The sequence below is a fragment of the Pantoea sp. RIT-PI-b genome (genome assembly GCF_001187905.1).
GTDB classification, from domain to species: Bacteria; Pseudomonadota; Gammaproteobacteria; order Enterobacterales; family Enterobacteriaceae; genus Pantoea; species Pantoea nemavictus.
Map to the genome: position 1 here is coordinate 326,179 of NZ_LGIS01000030.1, position 19,737 is coordinate 345,915.

Here is a 19,737-nt window from a genome sequence, read left to right on the forward strand (position 1 = left end):
ATGAATATCTTCACGTAGAAAATCAGTGGGAAACTTGAGCACAGACACATTCAGGAAAGTCAGCTTTACCCGGAACCCTGTCGGCCTCATTAATGACGACGCATATTACACTGTTAACGCCGCGCGTTAAAGAATGGAACTGTGGGGAATCGCAACAGATTTCAGCGGTTAAGCAGAATAGAGGAAGCTGCATCCGATGCGGCCCTGACGGGGATCAAACTTCGCTTTCCACACGCAGTGCATCGGGAGGTAACGCAACGCTGAGAATCACAGGCTGAAATGCCTCACGATCGCCGAATACGTTAGAGACACCTTTCGCCACGATAAAGCCGCCAATGCCGCCTAACAGTGCGCCACAGGCCGCAGCAACATCGCTGTGGAACAACATCTGGAAGATACCTGCAACCAAAAACAGGCCAAACAGCGGCGTCATGTAAACCAGCAACGCCGACCCCAGTAAACTGCTTTCACGAATGCCTAATTCGATACGCTGCCCAGGTTGCAACGGCTCCGCGCTGGCGATAGTCATAACGTGAGCATTTTTGGGTCCCAGCTGATTAAGCGCGTGGCTGCCGCAGCCTTTGCGCGCCGAACAGCTGTTACATGAGGTTTTTGCTTCCGTATGCAACGTAGCAATGCCTTCCTTCCACGCCACGACGGTGGCCCATTCTCTCATCATTTTGGTGAACCCGAATCTATGCTGTCCGCAATACGTTTGGCAGTAGCTGGCGGCAATTCGCCCACCACCGTGATTTCACTATTATTGCGCACTTCTGTCTGCACCGTACGACGCCCAGTGCGCAATGCCTGCACGCTGCTGCTTTTATCTGCTGGAGTGATATTGATGGCGAAGCTGAATAAGCCGTCGCTATACAGGCGAGATTCGACAGTTTTGTTCATCGACGGAATATTGCGTCGACTTTGTGAAATCAACTTCATGCCTGCCGGAAGCCAGCCTGGCTGCCAGCTAAGTTCGACTTTATCTCCCGCCGGCAGTGACAGCGACGGCGGCAGATTAGCCTTTTCCAGACCTTGCATCAGATTACGCACGCCTTCATCAACGGCAAAACTGATCACCCGGAACTGCTCCAGCGTTTCTCCGTCACGATCGAGCAGATCAATACGCAGCGGCAATTTGGTATCCACATCCAGCCACACCACATAGCTGTAGCGTGTGCCATCGCGCGACACGATACGCACCACTTCGCACATTTGATCGGCCATGCGTGAGCGCCCCACGGGGATGAAATCGTAAGACTCGCCCAAACGGGAGAAGTCCGCGAACATCAACGCAGGAAGTGCATCAATAATGTGATTGCCCGGCAGCGAGAATGGATCTAATCCCGGCTCGAAATAGCTGATGTCGTTACCGCGCTGAATCACTTCACGGCGCGGCCCATCCATCTGCAGAAGTTGAGCGAAGATACGATTGTCGATTACCGCGTGACGAAAGCGTAGAGATTCAATGCCGAGACGCGAGACATTGATGTAGGCAAATTCGTAGTTGAGGTTCTGGCTTGCCTGCTCCATCTGCTGTAACAACGCCCCGGACGCAGATGTCTGCGCCGAGGCGATAGATGAGCAAAACAGGCTGCCTGCCAGCAGGCTAACGGCACACCAAAGCTGCTTCATTACTGCTGCTGAGTTCCTAACGACTGGTTTCCAGGAACATTAGCCTGTGCCTGTTGCGGATCGTTTTTTTCAAACTGAACCTGATCGGCATGCAGACGACGTTGCAGTTCATAATCCTGCAGCATGGCATTCACGCGACGACGCTGTTCCTGCACCTGCTGATTAGAGCTATTGGTGTCGAACGCTTCGGACGGCACACCTAAGCTAACCGGCGACGCTTTACCCATCATTGGCAAGGTATTAAACGCGGGTGAGTCAGAGGTTTCCGTTGCACTGCCGGTTGGTGAACTGTTGTAGTGCTGAACACCCACAATCACCGCCAGTGATACACAGGCAGCGACACCAACCTGAGTCAACTGTGCAGCCCAGCTACCACCACGACGCCAAAACGGCATCTTTTCATAGCGTGACGGCTCAGGCTGCGCTTCAGGGATCAGCGGAGTGACTTTGCGCGTCGGCTCATTTTCGATGGCCGCAGCTACACGTGCGGAGATATCAAAATGCAGCACTTCACCGATATCACCTCGTAAGGTGTCGCGGATGAGATGGTAGCTTTCCCAGCTTTGCTGAAGATCCGCATCCTTTGACAACGACGCCAACAGCTCGTTATCTAAAGTTTCACCATCCATTAAAGCGGAAAGTTTTTCTTTCTGCATGCCTTGGTACCCTTCCAGTAGCCGTTATCACTGACGTTGGATAAGCGGTTGAACTTTATTATCAATAGCCTCTCGTGCACGGAAGATACGCGAACGTACGGTACCAACCGGACAATCCATGATGACGGCAATCTCTTCGTAACTTAAGCCATCCAATTCCCTAAGGGTAATGGCCATACGAAGATCTTCGGGAAGCGCCTCAATGGTGCGAAAGACGATTTGTTTCAGTTCCTCAGACAACATTAAGTTCTCAGGGTTCGAAATTTCTTTTAACGCACCTGCACTTTCGAAATTCTCGGCGTCGATAGCATCCACATCACTGGATGGCGGACGTCGCCCCTGAGCAACCAGATAATTTTTTGCTGTATTCACCGCGATGCGGTACAGCCATGTATAAAAAGCGCTGTCGCCACGGAACGACTCCAGTGCGCGATACGCTTTAATAAAAGATTCCTGAACCACATCAGGCACATCGCCTGAGGGAACATAGCGTGAAACCAAGCTCGCCACTTTATGCTGGTATCGAATCACCAGTAAATTAAAGGACTTTTGATCTCCCTTCTGAACCCGCTCAACGAGAACCTGATCCGTTAACTGCTCGCTCATCCGAGGTAATATCTCCCCAAAACTTTTTTATGCGTAAGTGAACTGCCAGCACATCTCATTGTTCTGAGCAAGCATGCGCTTAGAGTGATCTGCTGGCCTAAAGTTCACAACGACCTGAATATTTCCGTATCGGAACCACGACATCATTGTTGTTGATGGTCTTTCAGTGTAGCGACTTGCCACGCCGGTGGTGTCTTTTGCGGCACCGATAATCGCTGGCAGAGTACCTTATGATGCGGTCATTTTCACCTTTATTACCTGAATTTTCAGAGTGTTTACTATAAAAAACACATTCTGCTTATTTTAAACGTTAACCTACTGATATCGCGTTACTATCCTGAGTGGCTGGATAATTTTCCGGCGTAATTTGTTCAAAATACTTCACAGCATCGCTATCCAGGCTTATGCTCAAGCGACCTTTTGTTTAGTAAATTAAACATCATGACCTCTCTTCCTGATTATCAGTGTGATGTACTCATCGTCGGCAGCGGTGCGGCAGGTTTATCTTTAGCACTGCGACTGGCACCGCATTATCAGGTGACTGTGCTCAGTAAAGCCCAGGTCAATGAAGGCTCAACGCTGTATGCGCAGGGCGGAATTGCCGCAGTGTTTGATGAAACGGACAGCATTGAATCTCACGTAGAAGACACGCTGGTGGCCGGAGCGGGCTTATGCGATCGTCAAACAGTGAGTTTCATCGCCAGTAATGCGCGTCACTGTGTGCAATGGTTAATTGATAATGGCGTAGCATTCGATAAAGAGCCGCAGGTTGACGGCGAAGCACGTTACCATCTCACACGCGAAGGCGGCCACAGCCATCGTCGTATCCTGCACAGCGCCGATGCCACTGGTCGTGCGGTTGAAACCACGCTGGTAAGCCAGGCGCTGAGTCATCCCAATATCCGCATTATCGAACGCACCAACGCGGTGGATTTAATTCTCTCCGATAAGTTCGGTTTGCCGGGCAAACGCCGTGTGGTTGGCGCGTGGATCTGGAACCGCAATCGCGAACAGGTAGAAACCTGTCGCGCGCGCGCCGTGGTTTTAGCCACCGGCGGCGCAGCGAAAGTGTATCAATACACCACGAATCCGGATGTGGCGTCCGGCGATGGCATCGCGATGGCGTGGCGCGCCGGTTGTCGCGTGGCCAATCTGGAATTCAATCAATTCCACCCTACCTGTTTATTCCATCCGCAAGCACAGAACTTCCTGTTAACCGAAGCATTGCGCGGTGAAGGTGCCTGGCTGCTGCGACCAGATGGATCGCGCTTTATGCCTGACTTTGACGAGCGAGCCGAACTGGCCCCGCGCGATATCGTCGCGCGCGCGATTGACCATGAGATGAAACGCCTGGGCGTCGATTGCATGTATCTCGACATTAGCCACCAGCCGGAAAGCTTTGTGCGCGCCCACTTCCCGATGATCTATGAAAAGTTATTGACCTTCGGCCTGGATCTTACCAAAGAGCCTATTCCCATCGTGCCCGCGGCGCATTATACCTGCGGCGGTGTGATGGTTGATCAACAGGGACGAACTGACGTAGACGGGCTCTATGCCATCGGCGAAGTGAGCTATACCGGCTTGCACGGTGCCAATCGCATGGCATCAAATTCACTGTTGGAGTGCCTGGTTTACGGTTGGTCAGCGGCGGAAGACATGATCGCTCGCCTGCCCGATGTCGCGGCGGTGGAACATCTACCCGCATGGGATGAAAGCCGCGTTGATGATGCCGATGAGCGCGTGGTCATTCAACACAACTGGCACGAACTGCGGCTATTTATGTGGGATTACGTGGGCATTGTTCGCACCACCAAACGGCTGGAGCGCGCACTGCGACGCATCAATTTGCTACAGCAGGAGATCGATGAGTACTACGCGCATTTCCGCCTATCCAACAATCTGTTGGAGCTGCGTAATCTGGTTCAGGTCGCCGAACTGATGGTGCGCTGTGCACTGCAACGCAAGGAGAGCCGCGGGTTGCACTTCACCCTCGACAATCCCGACCTGCTTGCGGAAGCCTTACCGACCATCCTGCAGCCAACGCTAACGGAATAGGTAAAACGCTTTGACCAGGCTGAGCCAGTCTGCCGAATAGCTTTTATCTTCATCGCGAATGGCGAGACGCTCCAGCAGCGTTTCGCCTGCGGTTGGAGAAAAGCCTAAGACCACCCGATTCGGTGGACGCTGCGCATAAGCGGCAACGTCGTAGCGATAGCGCAGATGCCAGCCGTCGGCTTCTGCGAGTGCAATCAGCGCTTCTCCTGCCTCTGCGGGCAGCACCACACAAAAAAGTCCCTCTTCCTCAATCAACTGCGCCGCGCAACGCAGCAGGGTGAGATGATCGAGTGTGGCGGTACTGCGTGCGGTATCTCGCTCTATGCTGCCAGAAGCCATACCTGGCGCAAAAAAAGGTGGGTTACTGACGATCAGCGAATAGCGTTTTTCGCACTGCTCGCTCCAGCTAACAATATCCTGATGATGAACCGTAATGCGATCCGCCCACGGCGAAGCCTGCATATTTTCCTGCGCCTGCTGCGCAGCGCTGGCTTCCAGCTCGACCGCATCAATCTGTACCTGAGACGACGTGCGCTGCGCCAACATCAGCGCAATCAGTCCGCTGCCGCAGCCTATATCGAGGATGCGACGGACATCTGCAACGGGCGCCCATGCGCCAATTAACACGCCATCGGTGCCCACTTTCATCGCACAGCGATCGTGTGCGACGAAGAATTGTTTAAAGGTAAAACCATCTTTTCTTAACGTTTGCCGCGCCTGCGGCTGGTGCTGAGACATTCTTCACTACCATTGAATTTTTTACTGCCGGAAGTGTAACGTGGTGGGGATGGGAATTCACCTGCGCCTGTAATACCTACACAAACAGATGAAGATTATATTCGTTCTGTCTATAATCAGCGCCCCAAACTGAGGTAGACCATGACCGTAACCACATTCTCCGAACTCGAACTCGACGAAAGCCTGCTACAAGCTTTGCAGGAAAAAGGCTTCACTCGCCCTACTGTTATTCAGGCCGAGACCATTCCTGCCGCGCTGGAAGGCCGTGACGTTCTGGGTTCGGCTCCAACCGGGACGGGGAAAACTGCAGCGTTTTTGCTGCCCGCTTTACAGCATTTGCTCGATTTCCCGCGCAAGAAATCAGGCCCGCCACGCATTTTGATTGTCACCCCAACGCGCGAACTGGCGATGCAGGTTGCCGATCACGCACGCGAACTGGCTAAACACACGCATCTGGATATCGCCACCATCACCGGTGGCGTGGCGTATATGAACCATGCCGAAGTGTTCAGCGAAAACCAGGACATCGTCGTCGCGACCACCGGCCGTCTGCTGCAATACATCAAAGAAGAGAACTTTGACTGCCGCGCTGTGGAGACACTGATTCTTGATGAAGCTGACCGCATGCTCGATATGGGCTTTGCGCAGGACATCGAAACCATCGCCGCAGAAACCCGCTGGCGCAAGCAGACGCTGTTGTTCTCGGCGACGCTGGAAGGCGAGCACATCAAAGACTTCGCCGAGCGTTTGCTGAATGAGCCAGTCTTTATCGAGGCCGACCCAAGCAAAAGCGAACGTAAAAAAATTCAGCAATGGTATTACCGCGCTGACGATCTCGAGCATAAAAATAAGCTGCTGATTCATCTGCTGAAACAGCCCGATGCCACGCGCGTCATCGTGTTTGTGCGCAAACGCGAGCGTCTGCATGAGCTGGTCACATGGCTGCATGAAGCCGACATTCGCACCAGCTATCTTGAAGGCGAAATGGTGCAGGTGAACCGTAACGAAGCGATCAAACGCATGAATGATGGCCGCGTTAAGGTGATGATCGCCACTGACGTTGCCGCTCGCGGTATCGACATTGACGATATCTCACACGTTATCAACTACGACTTGCCGCGCACTGCCGATACCTATCTGCACCGCATCGGTCGTACTGCGCGTGCGGGCCGTAAAGGTACAGCAATTTCGCTGGTTGAGGCACACGATCACGTGCTGCTGGGCAAAATCACCCGTTACATCAACGAGCCGTTAAAGGCGCGTGTGATTGATGAACTGCGTCCAGAAAGCCGTGCGCCAAGCGCTAAAGTGACGGGAAAACCGTCGAAAAAGGCCCTTGCGAAGCGCAAAGAGAAGAAAGAGAAAGAAGAAGAGAAACCACGCGTGAAAAAACGCCATCGCGACACCAAAAATGTCGGTAAACGCCGCAAGCCAAGCGGTAGCGATGCACCAGAATCCGGTGCGGAATAAAACAGCACCGTCTGAAACTGATCGCCTCTTTTGAGGCGATTTTTTTGTTTTAAGCGTAGCGAAATAGCGCTTTCGTTATGAACGTCCCTTCAGAAGCCTCTCTTTTTCAATGCACAATATAAAAAGCCGCGCCAATCAACATTGGCGCGGCTTGTATTGCTGTGTGTCTTTTCGTCAGCGCTGCAATTACAGGCTTTCGGTAAATGTACGAGTAATAACATCACGCTGCTGCTCTGGCGTCAGCGCGTTAAAGCGCACGGCATAGCCGGAAACGCGAATGGTCAACTGTGGATATTTTTCCGGATGGTTCACGGCATCTTCCAACGTTTCACGACGCAGTACGTTTACGTTCAGGTGCTGACCACCTTCAATACGCACCTGCGGTTTCTGCTCAAGTGGAATTTCACGGTAAGCAATTTCACCCAGATCGCTGATAGCAACGACCTGGTCTTCAGAGAAATCACCTTTAGCACACAGGCAGCGTGCTTCAGCTTTCTCATCGTCCAACAGCCAGAATGAGTTCATCAACTGTGGATTACTTGCCTGAGTAATTTGAATTCCGGTAATCATAGTGGGCCTCCAGGGCTTTAGGCTGCCGCACAGGGACAGCGTTTATCAATCGGTTATGGAATGCTCTGGTATATCACTCAAAGAAATCCTTGGTTTTGACCTGTATCAATTTTGTCCAATCGCTTTAAACGCGTCAAAAGCTAACAAATTGATTCACAACAATTTTTAAAATTAACTTTTTACGTAAATTTTCAAATTATTTTTAGCCTTCTGCTGCTGTGCCTGACACGTTAAGCTAGGCGTATTAATTTGCAGGGAGTCAATGATGGCTGAGAAGCTAACCTGGCACGATGTGCTGGCTGAAGAGAAAGAGAAACCTTACTTCGTGGAAACCCTTAAAACGGTTGCCAATGAACGCGCTGCTGGCGTAACGGTTTATCCGCCGCAGAAGGATGTGTTTAACGCCTTCCGCCTCACTGAACTGGGCGATATCAAAGTGGTTATTTTGGGCCAGGATCCGTATCACGGTCCAAACCAGGCGCATGGGCTGGCATTTTCCGTGCTGCCCGGCGTGGCCATTCCACCGTCGCTGCTGAATATGTACAAAGAATTAGAGTTGGATATTCCCGGTTTTGTACGTCCCAAACACGGTTTTCTCGAGAGTTGGGCAACGCAAGGCGTGATGCTATTGAATACCGTATTAACGGTGGAAGCCAGCAAGGCGCATTCGCACGCGCGCTTTGGCTGGGAAACTTTTACGGATAACGTTATTAGCGCCATCAATCAGCACCGCGAAGGGGTGATTTTCTTACTGTGGGGTTCACATGCGCAGAAGAAAGGCAGCATCATTGATACGCAGCGTCATCATGTCCTAAAAGCACCGCACCCTTCTCCGCTCTCGGCCCATCGCGGCTTTTTTGGTAGCAAACACTTTTCACAGGCTAACGCGCTATTAAGCCAATCGGGTCAAACCCCGATCGATTGGATGCCGCAACTGCCATAAAACAAACGGCCGCATTATGCGGCCGTTGTCATTACAGCAAGGGATTAGCCTTTGGCTTTGGTCACTGCCACCATCGCCGGACGCAGCAGACGACCGTTGAGGGTGTAACCACGCTGCATTACCATCAACACGTGATTTGGCGCCATATCATCAGACTCCATCATCGACATTGCCTGATGGATTTCCGGATTGAACGGCACATTGGTGTCGCCTACCACTTCCACGCCAAACTTACGCACCGCGCCCAGCAGCGACTTCAGCGTCAGCTCGATGCCTTCAATCATCGAAGCCAGTTCAGCGTTCTCTTTATCAGCCACTTCCAGCGCACGCTCCAGGCTATCGATCACTGGCAGCAGTTCGTTGGCGAATTTTTCTAGCGCAAACTTGTGCGCCTTTTCCACATCCATTTCGGTACGACGACGGATGTTTTCGATCTCCGCCTGAGCACGCAGCTGTGCATCACGAACGCCGGTTTGTGAAACGGCTAACTCGGCTTCGAGTTGCGCGATACGCTCATCACGTGGATCCACCTCAGCGGCTGTCTCTGCGTCCACGTGCTGTTGATCCTGTTGAATTTCGTCTGAGACTTGCTCGTTTGGGGTGTTGTGTTCTTTACTACTCATGAATTTCTCCGCGTTTTGCACATTCATCTCGCTGGTTGGCTTATTATGGGGATCAGTTTGACGGTTTCAAGTAAACCCATCACATTGCCTGGCCGTTTTGGCTTATAAGGAACTCGCGCTAAATGAACAAACACTTTAACTGCATCGGGATTGTCGGCCATCCGCGCCATCCTACTGCGTTAACCACCCATGAAATGCTCTGGCGCTGGCTAACGGCAAAGGGTTATGAGGTGATTGTCGAGCAGCAGATTGCGCGCGAACTGGATTTGAAAAACGCTGAAACTGGCAGCCTGGCGGATATTGGCCAACGTGCCGATTTAGCCGTGGTTGTCGGCGGCGATGGCAACATGCTCGGCGCTGCTCGCGTGCTGGCGCGCTATGACATCAAAGTCATTGGGATCAACCGTGGCAACCTCGGTTTTCTAACCGATCTCGATCCGGACAACGCACAACAGCAACTTGATGATGTGCTGCAGGGTGATTATTTCGTCGAAAGCCGCTTCTTGCTGGAGGCGCAGGTTTGCAAAGAAGATTGCTCGCCGCGCATCGGTAGCGCCATTAATGAAGTGGTACTTCATCCCGGCAAAGTGGCGCACATGATTGAATTCGAAGTCTATATTGATGAGGTGTTTGCCTTCTCGCAGCGCTCTGATGGCTTAATCATTTCCACACCAACCGGTTCAACTGCCTACTCGCTTTCGGCTGGCGGCCCGATTCTTACGCCGTCGCTGGACGCGATTACGCTAGTGCCCATGTTCCCGCATACGCTCTCCGCACGTCCGCTGGTAATTAATAGCAGCAGCACCATCCGTCTGCGCTTCTCCTCCTTACGCAGCGACCTTGAGATCAGTTGCGACAGCCAGATAGCCCTGCCGATTCAGGAAGGTGAAGATGTACTGATTCGCCGCAGCGCCAATCATCTCAATCTTATTCACCCTAAAAATTATAACTATTTTAATACGTTAAGCTCAAAGCTGGGTTGGTCGAAAAAATTGTTCTGAAAATCATCGCCGACTACTTTACTGTATAAAAAACCAGGATATACTGTATGTAAAACCATATCTGTTTTTACATACAGGTAATTCTATGCTGGCACAACTGACCATCAGTAATTTTGCTATCGTTCGTGAACTGGAGATCGACTTTCATCGTGGTATGACAGCGATCACAGGTGAAACCGGCGCAGGTAAATCTATCGCTATCGATGCGCTGGGCCTGTGTTTAGGCGGCCGCGCTGAAGCAGATATGGTGCGTCAGGGCGCCAGTCGTGCAGATATCTGCGCCCGCTTCCAACTGAAAGCCTCGCCTTCCGCACAACGCTGGCTGGTTGAGAATCAGCTGGATGAAGGTAATGAATGCTTGCTGCGCCGCGTGATTAGCGCAGATGGCCGTTCGCGTGGCTTTATTAACGGCACCTCAGTGCCGCTGTCGCAGCTACGTGAACTCGGCCAGTTGCTGATTCAGATTCACGGCCAGCATGCTCACCAGCTCCTGCTCAAAGCCGATCACCAAAAGCACCTGTTGGACGCTTACGCAGCACATGACAATGTGCTGTGCGACATGCGCCAGCACTACCAGCGCTGGCACCAGAGTTGCCGTGCGCTGGCACAGCATCAGCAGTTATCGCAAGAGCGGGAATCACGTCGTGAGCTGCTGCAGTATCAGCTGAAAGAGCTTAATGAATTTGCCCCACAGTTGGGCGAATTTGAACAGATTGATGAAGAGTACAAACGTTTGGCGAACAGCGGCCAACTGCTTTCAACCAGTCAGCAAGCGTTGCAAATCCTCGCCGATGGTGATGACACCAATCTGCAAAGCCTGCTGTACAGCGCCCGCAATATGTTAGGTGAACTGTTAACGCTGGATAATAAAGTTAGCGGCGTTTTCAACCTGCTGGAAGAAGCAGCCATTCAACTCAGTGAAGCCAGCGATGAACTGCGCCACTATTGCGAACGGCTGGATCTCGATCCTAATCGTCTGCATGAACTCGAGCAGCGCCTGTCACGACAGATCGCCCTTGCGCGCAAACATCACGTTTCGCCTGAAACCTTACCTGTTCTTTATCAGCAATTACTGGATGAAGCGGAGCTGTTGTCACAGCAAGAGAGCGATCAGGAAGCGCTACAGTCAGACGTGGTGGCTCACCATAAAGCCGCGTTAGTCAGTGCTGAAAAGCTGCATCAATTGCGCGAGCACGCAGCACAAGAGTTGAGTCAGCTGATTACCGAAAGTATGCGCACGCTGGCGATGCCGCATGGCCAGTTTGCCATTGTTCTGGAGTTCAATGCAGATCAACTCACCGCTGACGGTGCGACACGTATTGATTTCCGCGTTACCACCAACCCTGGCCAACCGCTTCAGCCATTGGGCAAAGTCGCGTCTGGCGGTGAACTATCGCGTATCGCACTGGCCATTCAGGTGATCACCGCACAGAAAATGGAAACCCCAGCAATGATCTTCGATGAAGTGGATGTTGGAATCAGCGGTCCAACCGCCGCTGTGGTTGGCCAGATGCTGCGTCAGTTGGGTGAATCAACTCAGGTGATGTGCGTAACGCATCTGCCGCAGGTTGCCGGCTGCGGACATCATCATTTCTATGTCAGCAAAGAGACCGATGGCGCGATGACTGAAACCCATATGCAGCCGCTTGATAAGCGTGCGCGCTTGCAAGAGTTGGCGCGACTGCTGGGTGGCAGTGAGGTCACACGCAACACGCTGGCAAACGCGAAAGAACTTTTAGCCGCCTGATACAGCACTTTTTTCCCGGCTGGTGGTCATATGCTTGCTCTGTAGAGGTTTCAAATAGCGGAAAGGTTTATTATCATCGGCAGTTATATAAATCGAATGATAAAGCCTGCCGCAGGCAGAGTTCAGAATTTGATGGCAAAAAAATAGCCTGCTGAAAGGCGTTTGGCCCCAGAAAAGGAATGTATAGATGCGCTGTAAAACGCTGACTGCCGCGGCAGTAGTAATGTTGATGATGACCGCTGGATGTTCCACCCTTGAGCGCGTTGTGTATCGTCCGGATATCAATCAGGGGAATTACCTGGTCGCCAACGATGTGTCGAAGATTCACAACGGCATGACGCAGCAGCAGGTCGCCTACACGCTTGGCACGCCGATGATGCACGATCCCTTTGGCAGTAACGTTTGGTATTACGTGTTCCGTCAGGAACCTGGCCATGAAGGTGTGAAACAGCAGACCTTGACGCTGACCTTTGATAGCAACGGAACGCTGACCAACATCGATAACAAGCCCAAGCTCACTGGCAAAGAAGGCTAAGTGAACAGCAATAAAAAAGGCGCTTTAGCGCCTTTTTTAGTTTTCCTACTCGACTATTTCTTATCTGCCGCACGCTCTGCGCGTTGACGCCGCATCTCTTTTGGATCGGCAATCAGCGGCCGATAAATCTCGATACGGTCACCATCCTGCACAGCATCAGTCAATTTCACTGGGCGACTATAGATACCGACTTTATTGGTGCTAAGGTCAATATCCTTGCGCAGCGACAATAAGCCCGACGCCTGAATGACCTGCTTAACCGTCGCGCCCTCTTCAATAGTGACTGAGCGCAAATATTGCTTATCGGGCAGCGCGTATACCACTTCCACGCTGATATCAGGCACGATAAACCTCTTTCGCGCGCTGACTGAACGCCTGCACCATGCTGTTAGCGAGCTCTTTAAAGATGCGACCAAACGCCATTTCTACCAGCATATTGGTGAACTCAAAATCAAGGCTCAACTCAACTTTACAGGCATCATCACCTAACGAAGTGAAATGCCAGCCGCCGGTCAATTTTCGAAATGGACCATCAACCAACTGCATTAAAATGCTTTGATTACTGATCAACGTATTACGCGTAGTAAATGTTTTACTGATGCCTGCTTTCGAGACATCAACGGCGGCGGTCATTTGATCTCCGCTGTTATCCAACACACGGCTGCCGGTGCAGCCCGGTAGAAACTCAGGATAAGCATCCACATCATTCACTAGACGGTACATCTGCTCAGCGCTATAAGGGACCAGCGCTGAACGGCTAATCTGGGCCATAATGGTTCCTGTTCATCACAAAACCCTTGAATAATACCATTTTCAGTCACCAAACAAAAATTCACGACTTTGCTTGCTGTGCTAAAATGGAGTGTTTTTTACCGCCCTGCAGGACAGGGGATGCGCCCATAAACTGAGTGATGTAGACTACGCCGCACTATGACAAAGAAAAAAGTTAACAAACCCGGTTCAGCCACTATTGCCCTCAATAAACGCGCACGTCATGAATACTTCATTGAAGAAGAGTTCGAGGCGGGTATGTCGTTGCAAGGATGGGAAGTCAAATCACTCCGTGCCGGTAAGGCTAACATCAGCGATAGCTACATTCTGCTGCGCGATGGTGAAGCTTACCTGTTCGGTTCTACCTTCCAACCGCTGGCAGTGGCTTCAACGCATGTGGTGTGTGATCCCACGCGTAGCCGCAAGCTGCTGCTGAAACAACGCGAACTCGATTCCCTCTACGGACGCGTTAACCGTGAAGGCTTTACCGTGGTTGCGCTGTCGATGTATTGGAAAAATGCCTGGGCCAAACTGAAAATTGGTGTGGCACGCGGCAAGAAAGAGCATGACAAGCGTGACGACGTTAAAGAACGTGAATGGAAGATGGATAAAGCACGTATTATGAAGAATTCAAAGCGTTAAGCACTGGATTTGAACATCTGTTTTCTGTAGTATTGAAATTTCTTGGGGCTGATTCTGGACTCGACGGGATTGTGAAGCCTTAGGAGCATGCCGAGGGGCGGTTTGCCTCGTAAAAAGCCGCAAAAAAATAGTCGCAAACGACGAAAACTACGCTTTAGCAGCTTAATAACCTGCTTTGAAGCCCTCTCTCCCTAGCTTCCGCTCTTAAGACGGGGATCAAGAGAGGTCAAACCCAAAAGAGATCGTGTGGATGCCTTGCCTGGGGTTGAAGCACTAAATCTAATCAGGCTAGTTTGTCAGTGGCGTGTCTGTCCGCAGCTGGCCGGTGAACGTAAAGACTGACTAAGCATGTAGTGCCGACGGTGTAGTAATTTCGGACGCGGGTTCAACTCCCGCCAGCTCCACCAAAATTCTCCATCGATGACACCAGAGTCACTCGATGAAGTCCTAAGAGCCCGCACGGCGTAAGCCTTGCGGGCTTTTTTGTATCTGTACTCGTACTCTTTCAAGGCGACTGGAATGAAAATCCCAAACAGACTCCAACCTCTCGTCGATGATGGCTTGATCGACGAAGTACTTCAAAGACTTAGAAGCGGCAAAGAAGCTGACGTATACACAGTTTTAAGTGGCGGTAAAATTCAATGTGCCAAAGTGTACAAAGAAGCCACGCAGAGAAGCTTTAAGCAGGCGGTGAATTATCAGGAAGGACGTAAAGTCCGTAACTCGCGTAATACGCGTGCCATGCAAAAGGGCTCGAAATTCGGACGTAAGCAACAGGAAGAGACCTGGCAAAGCGCGGAGGTCGATGCGCTATTTCGTCTGGCTAATGCTGGCGTGCGCGTTCCCCAACCCTATATCTGCATCGACGGTGTGTTGTTGATGGAGCTGGTCACGGATGCAGAAGGCATGGTTGCTCCACGTCTGAGTGACGTGATGCTTTCAGCAGAGGATGCCGCTGTTGATTTCGCAACCATGATCCGCAACATCGTGCGCATGCTGTGTGCCGGCATTGTTCATGGTGACCTGTCAGAGTTTAACGTGTTACAGGACGCGAACGGGCCAGTGATTATCGACCTGCCACAAGCTGTCGACGCCGCCGCTAATAATCACGCCGAATCCATGTTTGAGCGCGACGTCAATAATATTACCGCTTACTACGGCCAGTTTGCCCCGCAGATACTGCAAACCCGCTATGCGAAAGAGATCTGGCAGCTGTACGAAGATGGAAAATTAACGCCAGAAACACCGTTAACCGGCCTGTTTACTGAAGAGTTGCATAGCGTAGATGTTGATTCGTTGATGGACGAAATCATCGCCGCAGAAGATGAGTTTTATGCCCGTCAGCGGGCCGCCAAAGAGCGTGACGATGAGTAAAAGTTGCTCCTGATTTTAGGTGAGCTAGTCGAGCAGATCCCACTGAGGAGAAGTGATGACAGTACAACCATTCAGGGCGGGGTAACGTTGGCATGCAGGCTTAATCTTTGTTGCTGAACGTAAAGCACGTCATTTGTGCTTGCCTCCTGTAAACGCCAACGGCTTAAAATGCTATCTGCAGTTGATTTCACCAGCGAAACTAGACCTTTTTCATTCCTGGTTTATTCTTAAATCTTTCCATCGTGGCTTATGCCAGGATGAATACCTGAGACGACAAATTTCAAGAAAGAGGGAATTATGAAAAAGACAATTATTGCAGTATCGGCTCTCCTGTTGGCTTCTTCGGCTTTTGCTGCCACTACACATGCTACTGATGACACCGTCGCTAACGCGCAAGCCGGTGCTAACACCGCTAAAGAAAAACTGCATCAGGCGCAGAACGAAGGTAAAGAGCAGCAGCTGAAAGCTAAACATGCTGCTGAAGGCAAAAGCGATAACCTGAGCAGCAAAGCGAGCGAAGGCACGCAAAAAGCCTGGAACAATACAAAAGAAGGTTCCGAGAAAGGTTGGGATGCCACGAAAGAAGGCACGCAGAAAGGCTGGAATAAAACCAAAGAAGGTGCCAGCGATCTGAAAAAGAAAGTGACTGAATAACGCTCTTTGCCCAATCCAGAGGCCGCGCTTGCGGCCTTTTTTATTGCCCCGTTTTCGTCAATTTTGCATCTTCAGCCTAATCACCTTAGACTTTACGCAACACTCTATTAACCAATAATTCTTATGTCTGATACCTTCACACGCCAGCCGCTCCCTTTACCCAACGGTCACAATAAAGTACTGCTGCACTCGTGCTGTGCACCCTGCTCGGGCGAAGTGATGGAAGCGATGCTGGCTTCGGGCATTGATTACACCATTTTTTTCTACAACCCAAACATTCATCCGCTGAAAGAGTACGAACTGCGTAAAGAGGAGAACATCCGCTTTGCCGAGCAGTTTGGCGTCCCGTTTGTGGATGCCGATTACGACAAAGACAATTGGTTTGCGCGCGCACGCGGCATGGAGTGGGAACCGGAACGCGGCGTGCGCTGCACCATGTGTTTCGATATGCGTTTCGAGCGCACCGCGCTGTATGCACATGAAAACGGTTTTCCGGTGATCACCAGTTCACTTGGCATTTCGCGCTGGAAGAACATGCAGCAGATTAACGATTGCGGCGTGCGTGCAGCTGCACACTATCCCGATATGCTTTATTGGCAATTTAATTGGCGTAAAGGCGGCGGATCGTCACGCATGATTGAGATCAGCAAGCGCGAACGTTTCTATCAGCAGGAGTATTGCGGCTGCATCTATTCACTGCGCGACAGCAATCGCCATCGCGTTGCCAGCGGTCGCGAGCGCATTGAAATCGGCGTGCAGTATTACCAACCGGATGAAGAGTAAAGAAAAGGGCAGGATTTCCTGCCCTTCATGTGATTAACGCAATACCAGCGTCAACACCACGATGACCACCATCATCAGCAGCAGATGGAAGACCACTTTATTAAGATTTCTGTTGCGCATGTCACCTCCATCGTCTTAGAACCACTGACCAAAACGCTTGATGTAGAGCATTTTCATGCCCTGCGCGACTACGCAATAGCCGAGCAGCGTTGCCACCAGCCATGGGAAGTAGGACCACGGCAGCGGCACTAATCCAACCATGGCACCCAGCGATGAGAACGGCAGCAGAATGCCGGCGATCATCACGCAGGCCGTGGTCAGCAGCACCGGCAGCGCAGCGCGACTCTGGATAAACGGAATCTTTTGCGTCCGCAACATATGTACCACCAGCGTTTGCGACAGCAGGCCTTCAATAAACCAGCCAGACTGGAACAGCGACTGCATCTCTGGCGTATTCGCCGCAAATACGTACCACATCAGCGCAAAGGTGGTGATATCGAAAATGGACGACGTTGGGCCAATCCATAGCATGAAGCGTTTGATATTACGCGCGTCCCATTTACGCGGTTTACGCAGGAATTCACGGTCCATTTTGTCCCACGGCAGCGCCAGCTGAGACAGATCGTACATCAGGTTCTGAATCAGCAGATGAATCGCCAACATCGGCAGGAACGGAATAAAGGCGCTGGCCACCAATACCGAGAACACATTGCCAAAATTAGAACTGGCGGTCATGTTCAGGTACTTAATGATGTTGCCGAAGGTTTCGCGCCCCGTCATCACACCCTCTTCCAGCACCATCAAATCTTTTTCCAGCAGGATGATATCGGAAGATTCTTTCGCGATATCCGCCGCGCTATCGACGGAAATCCCCACATCAGCATCACGCAGTGCCGGAGCATCATTAATACCATCGCCCAGGAAACCAACGGTGTGACCAAGTTGCTGCAGCGTACTCACCAGACGTGATTTTTGCAGCGGCGTGAGTTTAGCGAACACCGAACTTTGTGCTGCAGCCGCCGCCAATTGCTCATCGCTCATTAATGCAATTTGGTCGCCGGTAACGATCGCGCCGCTATCGATGCCAACCTGCTGGCAAATGCGCGCGGTAACCACCGGATTATCGCCGGTTAATACCTTGACGCTGACACCATTGTCGCGCAATGCGCTAATGGCTTTCGCGGCGCTCTCTTTTGGCGGATCGAGGAAGGTCAACAGTCCTTCCACCGTCAATCCCTGCTCATCCGCCACGCTCAACGGCTGCTGCAAACCCGGCTCCGCCAGCACGCGACTGGCCACCAGCAACACGCGGAAACCCTGCTCATTATATTGATGTGCTAGCGCCAATAGTTCTGCACGGCGCGTTTCGTTCAGCGGCTGCACCAGTTTGCCTTCGCGCTCGGCGGTAGCGATGCTCAGCATCTCTTCCACTGCGCCTTTGCAGATCAGCATCTGTTGATTCAGGCGACGATCGCGCACCACCACCGAGACACGGCGCCGGATAAAATCAAACGGCAGTTCATCCACTTTGATGTAGCTGTCGCCAACCGCCTCGCTAACCCGGTTTTTGCCGTACTGCAAAATGGCGCGATCCATCAGGTTCAGCGTACCGCTTTGATAATGGCTGTTGAGCCAGCTCAACATCAGCACGCGTGAGTTTTCCACGCCAGCACAATCCAGATGATGCTCCAGAATGATGTTGTCCTGCGTAAGCGTACCGGTTTTATCGGTGCAAAGGATGTCCATTGCCCCGAGGTTTTGAATCGCGTTCAGGCGCTTAACGATCACTTTGCGCCGCGACATGGCAATGGCGCCTTTCGCCAGATTTGAACTGACAATCATCGGCAGCATTTCCGGCGTTAATCCGACCGCCACCGCCAGCGCAAACAGCGAAGCGTCGAGCCAGTCGCCTTTGGTGAAGCCATTGATCAGCAGCACCACCGGCACCATCACCAGCATGAAGCGAATCAGCAGCCAGCTCACGCTGTTAACGCCGCGGTCAAAGGCGGTTTGTGAGCGGTTACCAACAATCGATTTCGCCAGGCTACCAAAATAGGTTTCGCTGCCGGTCGCCACCACTACTGCTTTAGCGCTGCCGCTGGAGACGTTGGTACCCATCAGGCAGACGCTGCCCAGTTCCAGCAGCGACGTGCCCTGCTCGCTGGCACCGCTGCTTTTGCTGGTGACATGGCCGGTAACGTCATATTTTTCAACCGGTAACGATTCGCCAGTTAAAATTGCCTGGCTGATAAACAGATCGCGCGAATCCAGCAGGCGCACATCGGCGGGCACCAAATCCCCCGCGGAGAGATAGATGATGTCGCCAGGCACCAGCGTAGCGATGTCCACTTCCTGTTTGCTGGGCGCATGCTGCGCTGATTCACGACGTAATACGGTCGCGGTGGTGCGCACCATCGACTTCAGCGCCTGTGCCGCTTTGTTGGTGCGGAACTCCTGCCAGAAGCGCAGCAAACCGCTGAGCGTTACCATCGTCACAATGATGATGACACCGGTCAGATCGGTCTCCTCACCGTTGCGCATCGGCAGCCAGAAATCAGTGAAAAAACTCACCGCAGCCAGTGCCATCAGGACATAGATAAACGGATTGTTGAACGCGTGCAGCAGCTGCACCAGCGCCGGCGGCGCTTTATCGTGTTCAACCTGATTACGGCCATACACCGCTAAGCGCGCCTCGGCTTCACGCTCATTCAGGCCCAACGCATCACTACGCAGGCGCACCAGAGTTTCATCGGCAGTGAATCCGGCTTCATCTTCAATCAGGTAGCGCGGCGTTTTGTGACGCTGCGGACGTGTGGTATTCCAGGCTTTTTTGTCCTGGTTGAGTTTCATGTCAGTCATGATGACACTCCTCTGTTTTACGGCAATAGATATCCCTGCATGCCATGCACACAAAATGGATGTAATTAAATTAACGGC

Annotated in this window: 20 protein-coding genes and 1 other RNA gene; 11 read left to right on the plus strand and 10 right to left on the minus strand. The window is 51.9% G+C overall.

The window, feature by feature from the left end; translation table 11 throughout:
• Positions 1 to 214: 214 nt before the first annotated feature.
• From rseC to rpoE, 4 genes are read right to left on the minus strand one after another with little or no spacing between them, the layout of a single operon-like run.
• On the minus strand, positions 215 to 679 hold the full coding sequence (rseC, locus tag AC790_RS20745; RefSeq protein ID WP_007886167.1) for a SoxR-reducing system protein RseC: 465 nt from the start codon (positions 677 to 679) through the stop codon (positions 215 to 217).
• Positions 676 to 1,632: a sigma-E factor regulatory protein RseB gene (gene rseB / locus AC790_RS20750; RefSeq protein ID WP_049853007.1), complete on the minus strand. Its 957-nt coding sequence runs from the start codon at positions 1,630 to 1,632 to the stop codon at positions 676 to 678. Before rseB ends, rseC begins: the two co-directional genes overlap by 4 nt.
• Positions 1,632 to 2,288, minus strand: a complete 657-nt coding sequence (rseA, locus tag AC790_RS20755) for an anti-sigma-E factor RseA (RefSeq protein ID WP_049853008.1) — start codon at positions 2,286 to 2,288, stop codon at positions 1,632 to 1,634. Before rseA ends, rseB begins: the two co-directional genes overlap by 1 nt.
• Positions 2,289 to 2,315: 27 nt before the next feature.
• Entirely contained in the window at positions 2,316 to 2,894 is a 579-nt protein-coding gene (rpoE, locus tag AC790_RS20760) for an RNA polymerase sigma factor RpoE (RefSeq protein ID WP_007886161.1), read from the minus strand.
• Between the two features lie 441 nt (positions 2,895 to 3,335).
• On the opposite strand from rpoE, the gene nadB reads away from it, so the two are divergent.
• The gene (nadB, locus tag AC790_RS20765) at positions 3,336 to 4,949 is read left to right on the plus strand and encodes an L-aspartate oxidase (protein WP_049853037.1); all 1,614 of its coding nucleotides are present in this window, start codon (positions 3,336 to 3,338) and stop codon (positions 4,947 to 4,949) included.
• Here nadB and AC790_RS20770 read toward each other — a convergent pair.
• Positions 4,938 to 5,687 carry a tRNA1(Val) (adenine(37)-N6)-methyltransferase gene (locus tag AC790_RS20770; RefSeq protein ID WP_007886159.1) on the minus strand — a complete coding sequence of 250 codons (750 nt, stop codon included), beginning with the start codon at positions 5,685 to 5,687 and terminating at the stop codon, positions 4,938 to 4,940. The genes nadB and AC790_RS20770 overlap by 12 nt on opposite strands.
• A 141-nt stretch (positions 5,688 to 5,828) precedes the next feature.
• Here AC790_RS20770 and srmB point away from each other — a divergent pair, with 141 nt between their 5' ends.
• On the plus strand, positions 5,829 to 7,157 hold the full coding sequence (srmB, locus tag AC790_RS20775) for an ATP-dependent RNA helicase SrmB (RefSeq protein WP_049853009.1): 1,329 nt from the start codon (positions 5,829 to 5,831) through the stop codon (positions 7,155 to 7,157).
• 186 nt (positions 7,158 to 7,343) lie between these two features.
• Here the strand turns inward: srmB and grcA are convergent, their stop codons facing one another.
• Entirely contained in the window at positions 7,344 to 7,727 is a 384-nt protein-coding gene (gene grcA, locus AC790_RS20780; RefSeq protein WP_007886153.1) for an autonomous glycyl radical cofactor GrcA, read from the minus strand.
• Positions 7,728 to 7,992: 265 nt separating this feature from the next.
• Here grcA and ung point away from each other — a divergent pair, with 265 nt between their 5' ends.
• A complete protein-coding gene (gene ung / locus AC790_RS20785) occupies positions 7,993 to 8,670 on the plus strand; it encodes a uracil-DNA glycosylase (RefSeq protein ID WP_049853010.1) in 678 nt (225 codons plus the stop codon).
• 44 nt (positions 8,671 to 8,714) lie between these two features.
• On the opposite strand, the gene grpE is transcribed toward ung, so the two are convergent.
• Entirely contained in the window at positions 8,715 to 9,293 is a 579-nt protein-coding gene (gene grpE, locus AC790_RS20790) for a nucleotide exchange factor GrpE (RefSeq protein ID WP_049853011.1), read from the minus strand.
• A 122-nt stretch (positions 9,294 to 9,415) separates the two neighbouring features.
• Between grpE and nadK the strand changes: the two genes are divergently transcribed.
• The 3 genes from nadK (at position 9,416) to bamE (ending at position 12,576) form a co-directional block, all read left to right on the plus strand.
• Entirely contained in the window at positions 9,416 to 10,294 is an 879-nt protein-coding gene (gene nadK / locus AC790_RS20795; protein ID WP_008101540.1) for an NAD(+) kinase, read from the plus strand.
• An 85-nt stretch (positions 10,295 to 10,379) separates the two neighbouring features.
• Positions 10,380 to 12,041 carry a DNA repair protein RecN gene (recN, locus tag AC790_RS20800; RefSeq protein ID WP_049853012.1) on the plus strand — a complete coding sequence of 554 codons (1,662 nt, stop codon included), beginning with the start codon at positions 10,380 to 10,382 and terminating at the stop codon, positions 12,039 to 12,041.
• Positions 12,042 to 12,228: 187 nt separating this feature from the next.
• Complete coding sequence (bamE, locus tag AC790_RS20805; protein WP_007886144.1) at positions 12,229 to 12,576, plus strand: outer membrane protein assembly factor BamE; 348 nt, start codon at positions 12,229 to 12,231, stop codon at positions 12,574 to 12,576.
• A 53-nt stretch (positions 12,577 to 12,629) separates the two neighbouring features.
• Here bamE and AC790_RS20810 read toward each other — a convergent pair whose 3' ends face one another.
• Together AC790_RS20810 and AC790_RS20815 are read right to left on the minus strand one after the other, a co-directional pair.
• The gene (locus tag AC790_RS20810) at positions 12,630 to 12,920 is read right to left on the minus strand and encodes an RnfH family protein (RefSeq protein ID WP_049853013.1); all 291 of its coding nucleotides are present in this window, start codon (positions 12,918 to 12,920) and stop codon (positions 12,630 to 12,632) included.
• Positions 12,913 to 13,347 (minus strand): type II toxin-antitoxin system RatA family toxin, encoded by a 435-nt coding sequence (locus AC790_RS20815; RefSeq protein WP_007886142.1) that lies wholly within the window; start codon positions 13,345 to 13,347, stop codon positions 12,913 to 12,915. The genes AC790_RS20810 and AC790_RS20815 overlap by 8 nt, the downstream gene beginning before the upstream one ends.
• A gap of 159 nt (positions 13,348 to 13,506) precedes the next feature.
• Here AC790_RS20815 and smpB point away from each other — a divergent pair, with 159 nt between their 5' ends.
• The 5 genes from smpB (at position 13,507) to AC790_RS20835 (ending at position 16,800) form a co-directional block, all read left to right on the plus strand.
• Complete coding sequence (gene smpB, locus AC790_RS20820; RefSeq protein WP_007886141.1) at positions 13,507 to 13,989, plus strand: SsrA-binding protein SmpB; 483 nt, start codon at positions 13,507 to 13,509, stop codon at positions 13,987 to 13,989.
• A gap of 44 nt (positions 13,990 to 14,033) precedes the next feature.
• Positions 14,034 to 14,396: a transfer-messenger RNA gene (gene ssrA, locus AC790_RS24445) on the plus strand.
• A 112-nt stretch (positions 14,397 to 14,508) separates the two neighbouring features.
• Positions 14,509 to 15,363, plus strand: a complete 855-nt coding sequence (locus AC790_RS20825) for a PA4780 family RIO1-like protein kinase (RefSeq protein ID WP_007886139.1) — start codon at positions 14,509 to 14,511, stop codon at positions 15,361 to 15,363.
• Between the two features lie 297 nt (positions 15,364 to 15,660).
• Entirely contained in the window at positions 15,661 to 16,017 is a 357-nt protein-coding gene (locus AC790_RS20830) for a hypothetical protein (RefSeq protein WP_007886138.1), read from the plus strand.
• A 123-nt stretch (positions 16,018 to 16,140) separates the two neighbouring features.
• Complete coding sequence (locus AC790_RS20835) at positions 16,141 to 16,800, plus strand: epoxyqueuosine reductase QueH (RefSeq protein WP_007886137.1); 660 nt, start codon at positions 16,141 to 16,143, stop codon at positions 16,798 to 16,800.
• Positions 16,801 to 16,935: 135 nt separating this feature from the next.
• On the opposite strand, the gene mgtA is transcribed toward AC790_RS20835, so the two are convergent.
• The gene (mgtA, locus tag AC790_RS20840; RefSeq protein WP_049853014.1) at positions 16,936 to 19,659 is read right to left on the minus strand and encodes a magnesium-translocating P-type ATPase; all 2,724 of its coding nucleotides are present in this window, start codon (positions 19,657 to 19,659) and stop codon (positions 16,936 to 16,938) included.
• Positions 19,660 to 19,737 lie beyond the last annotated feature (78 nt).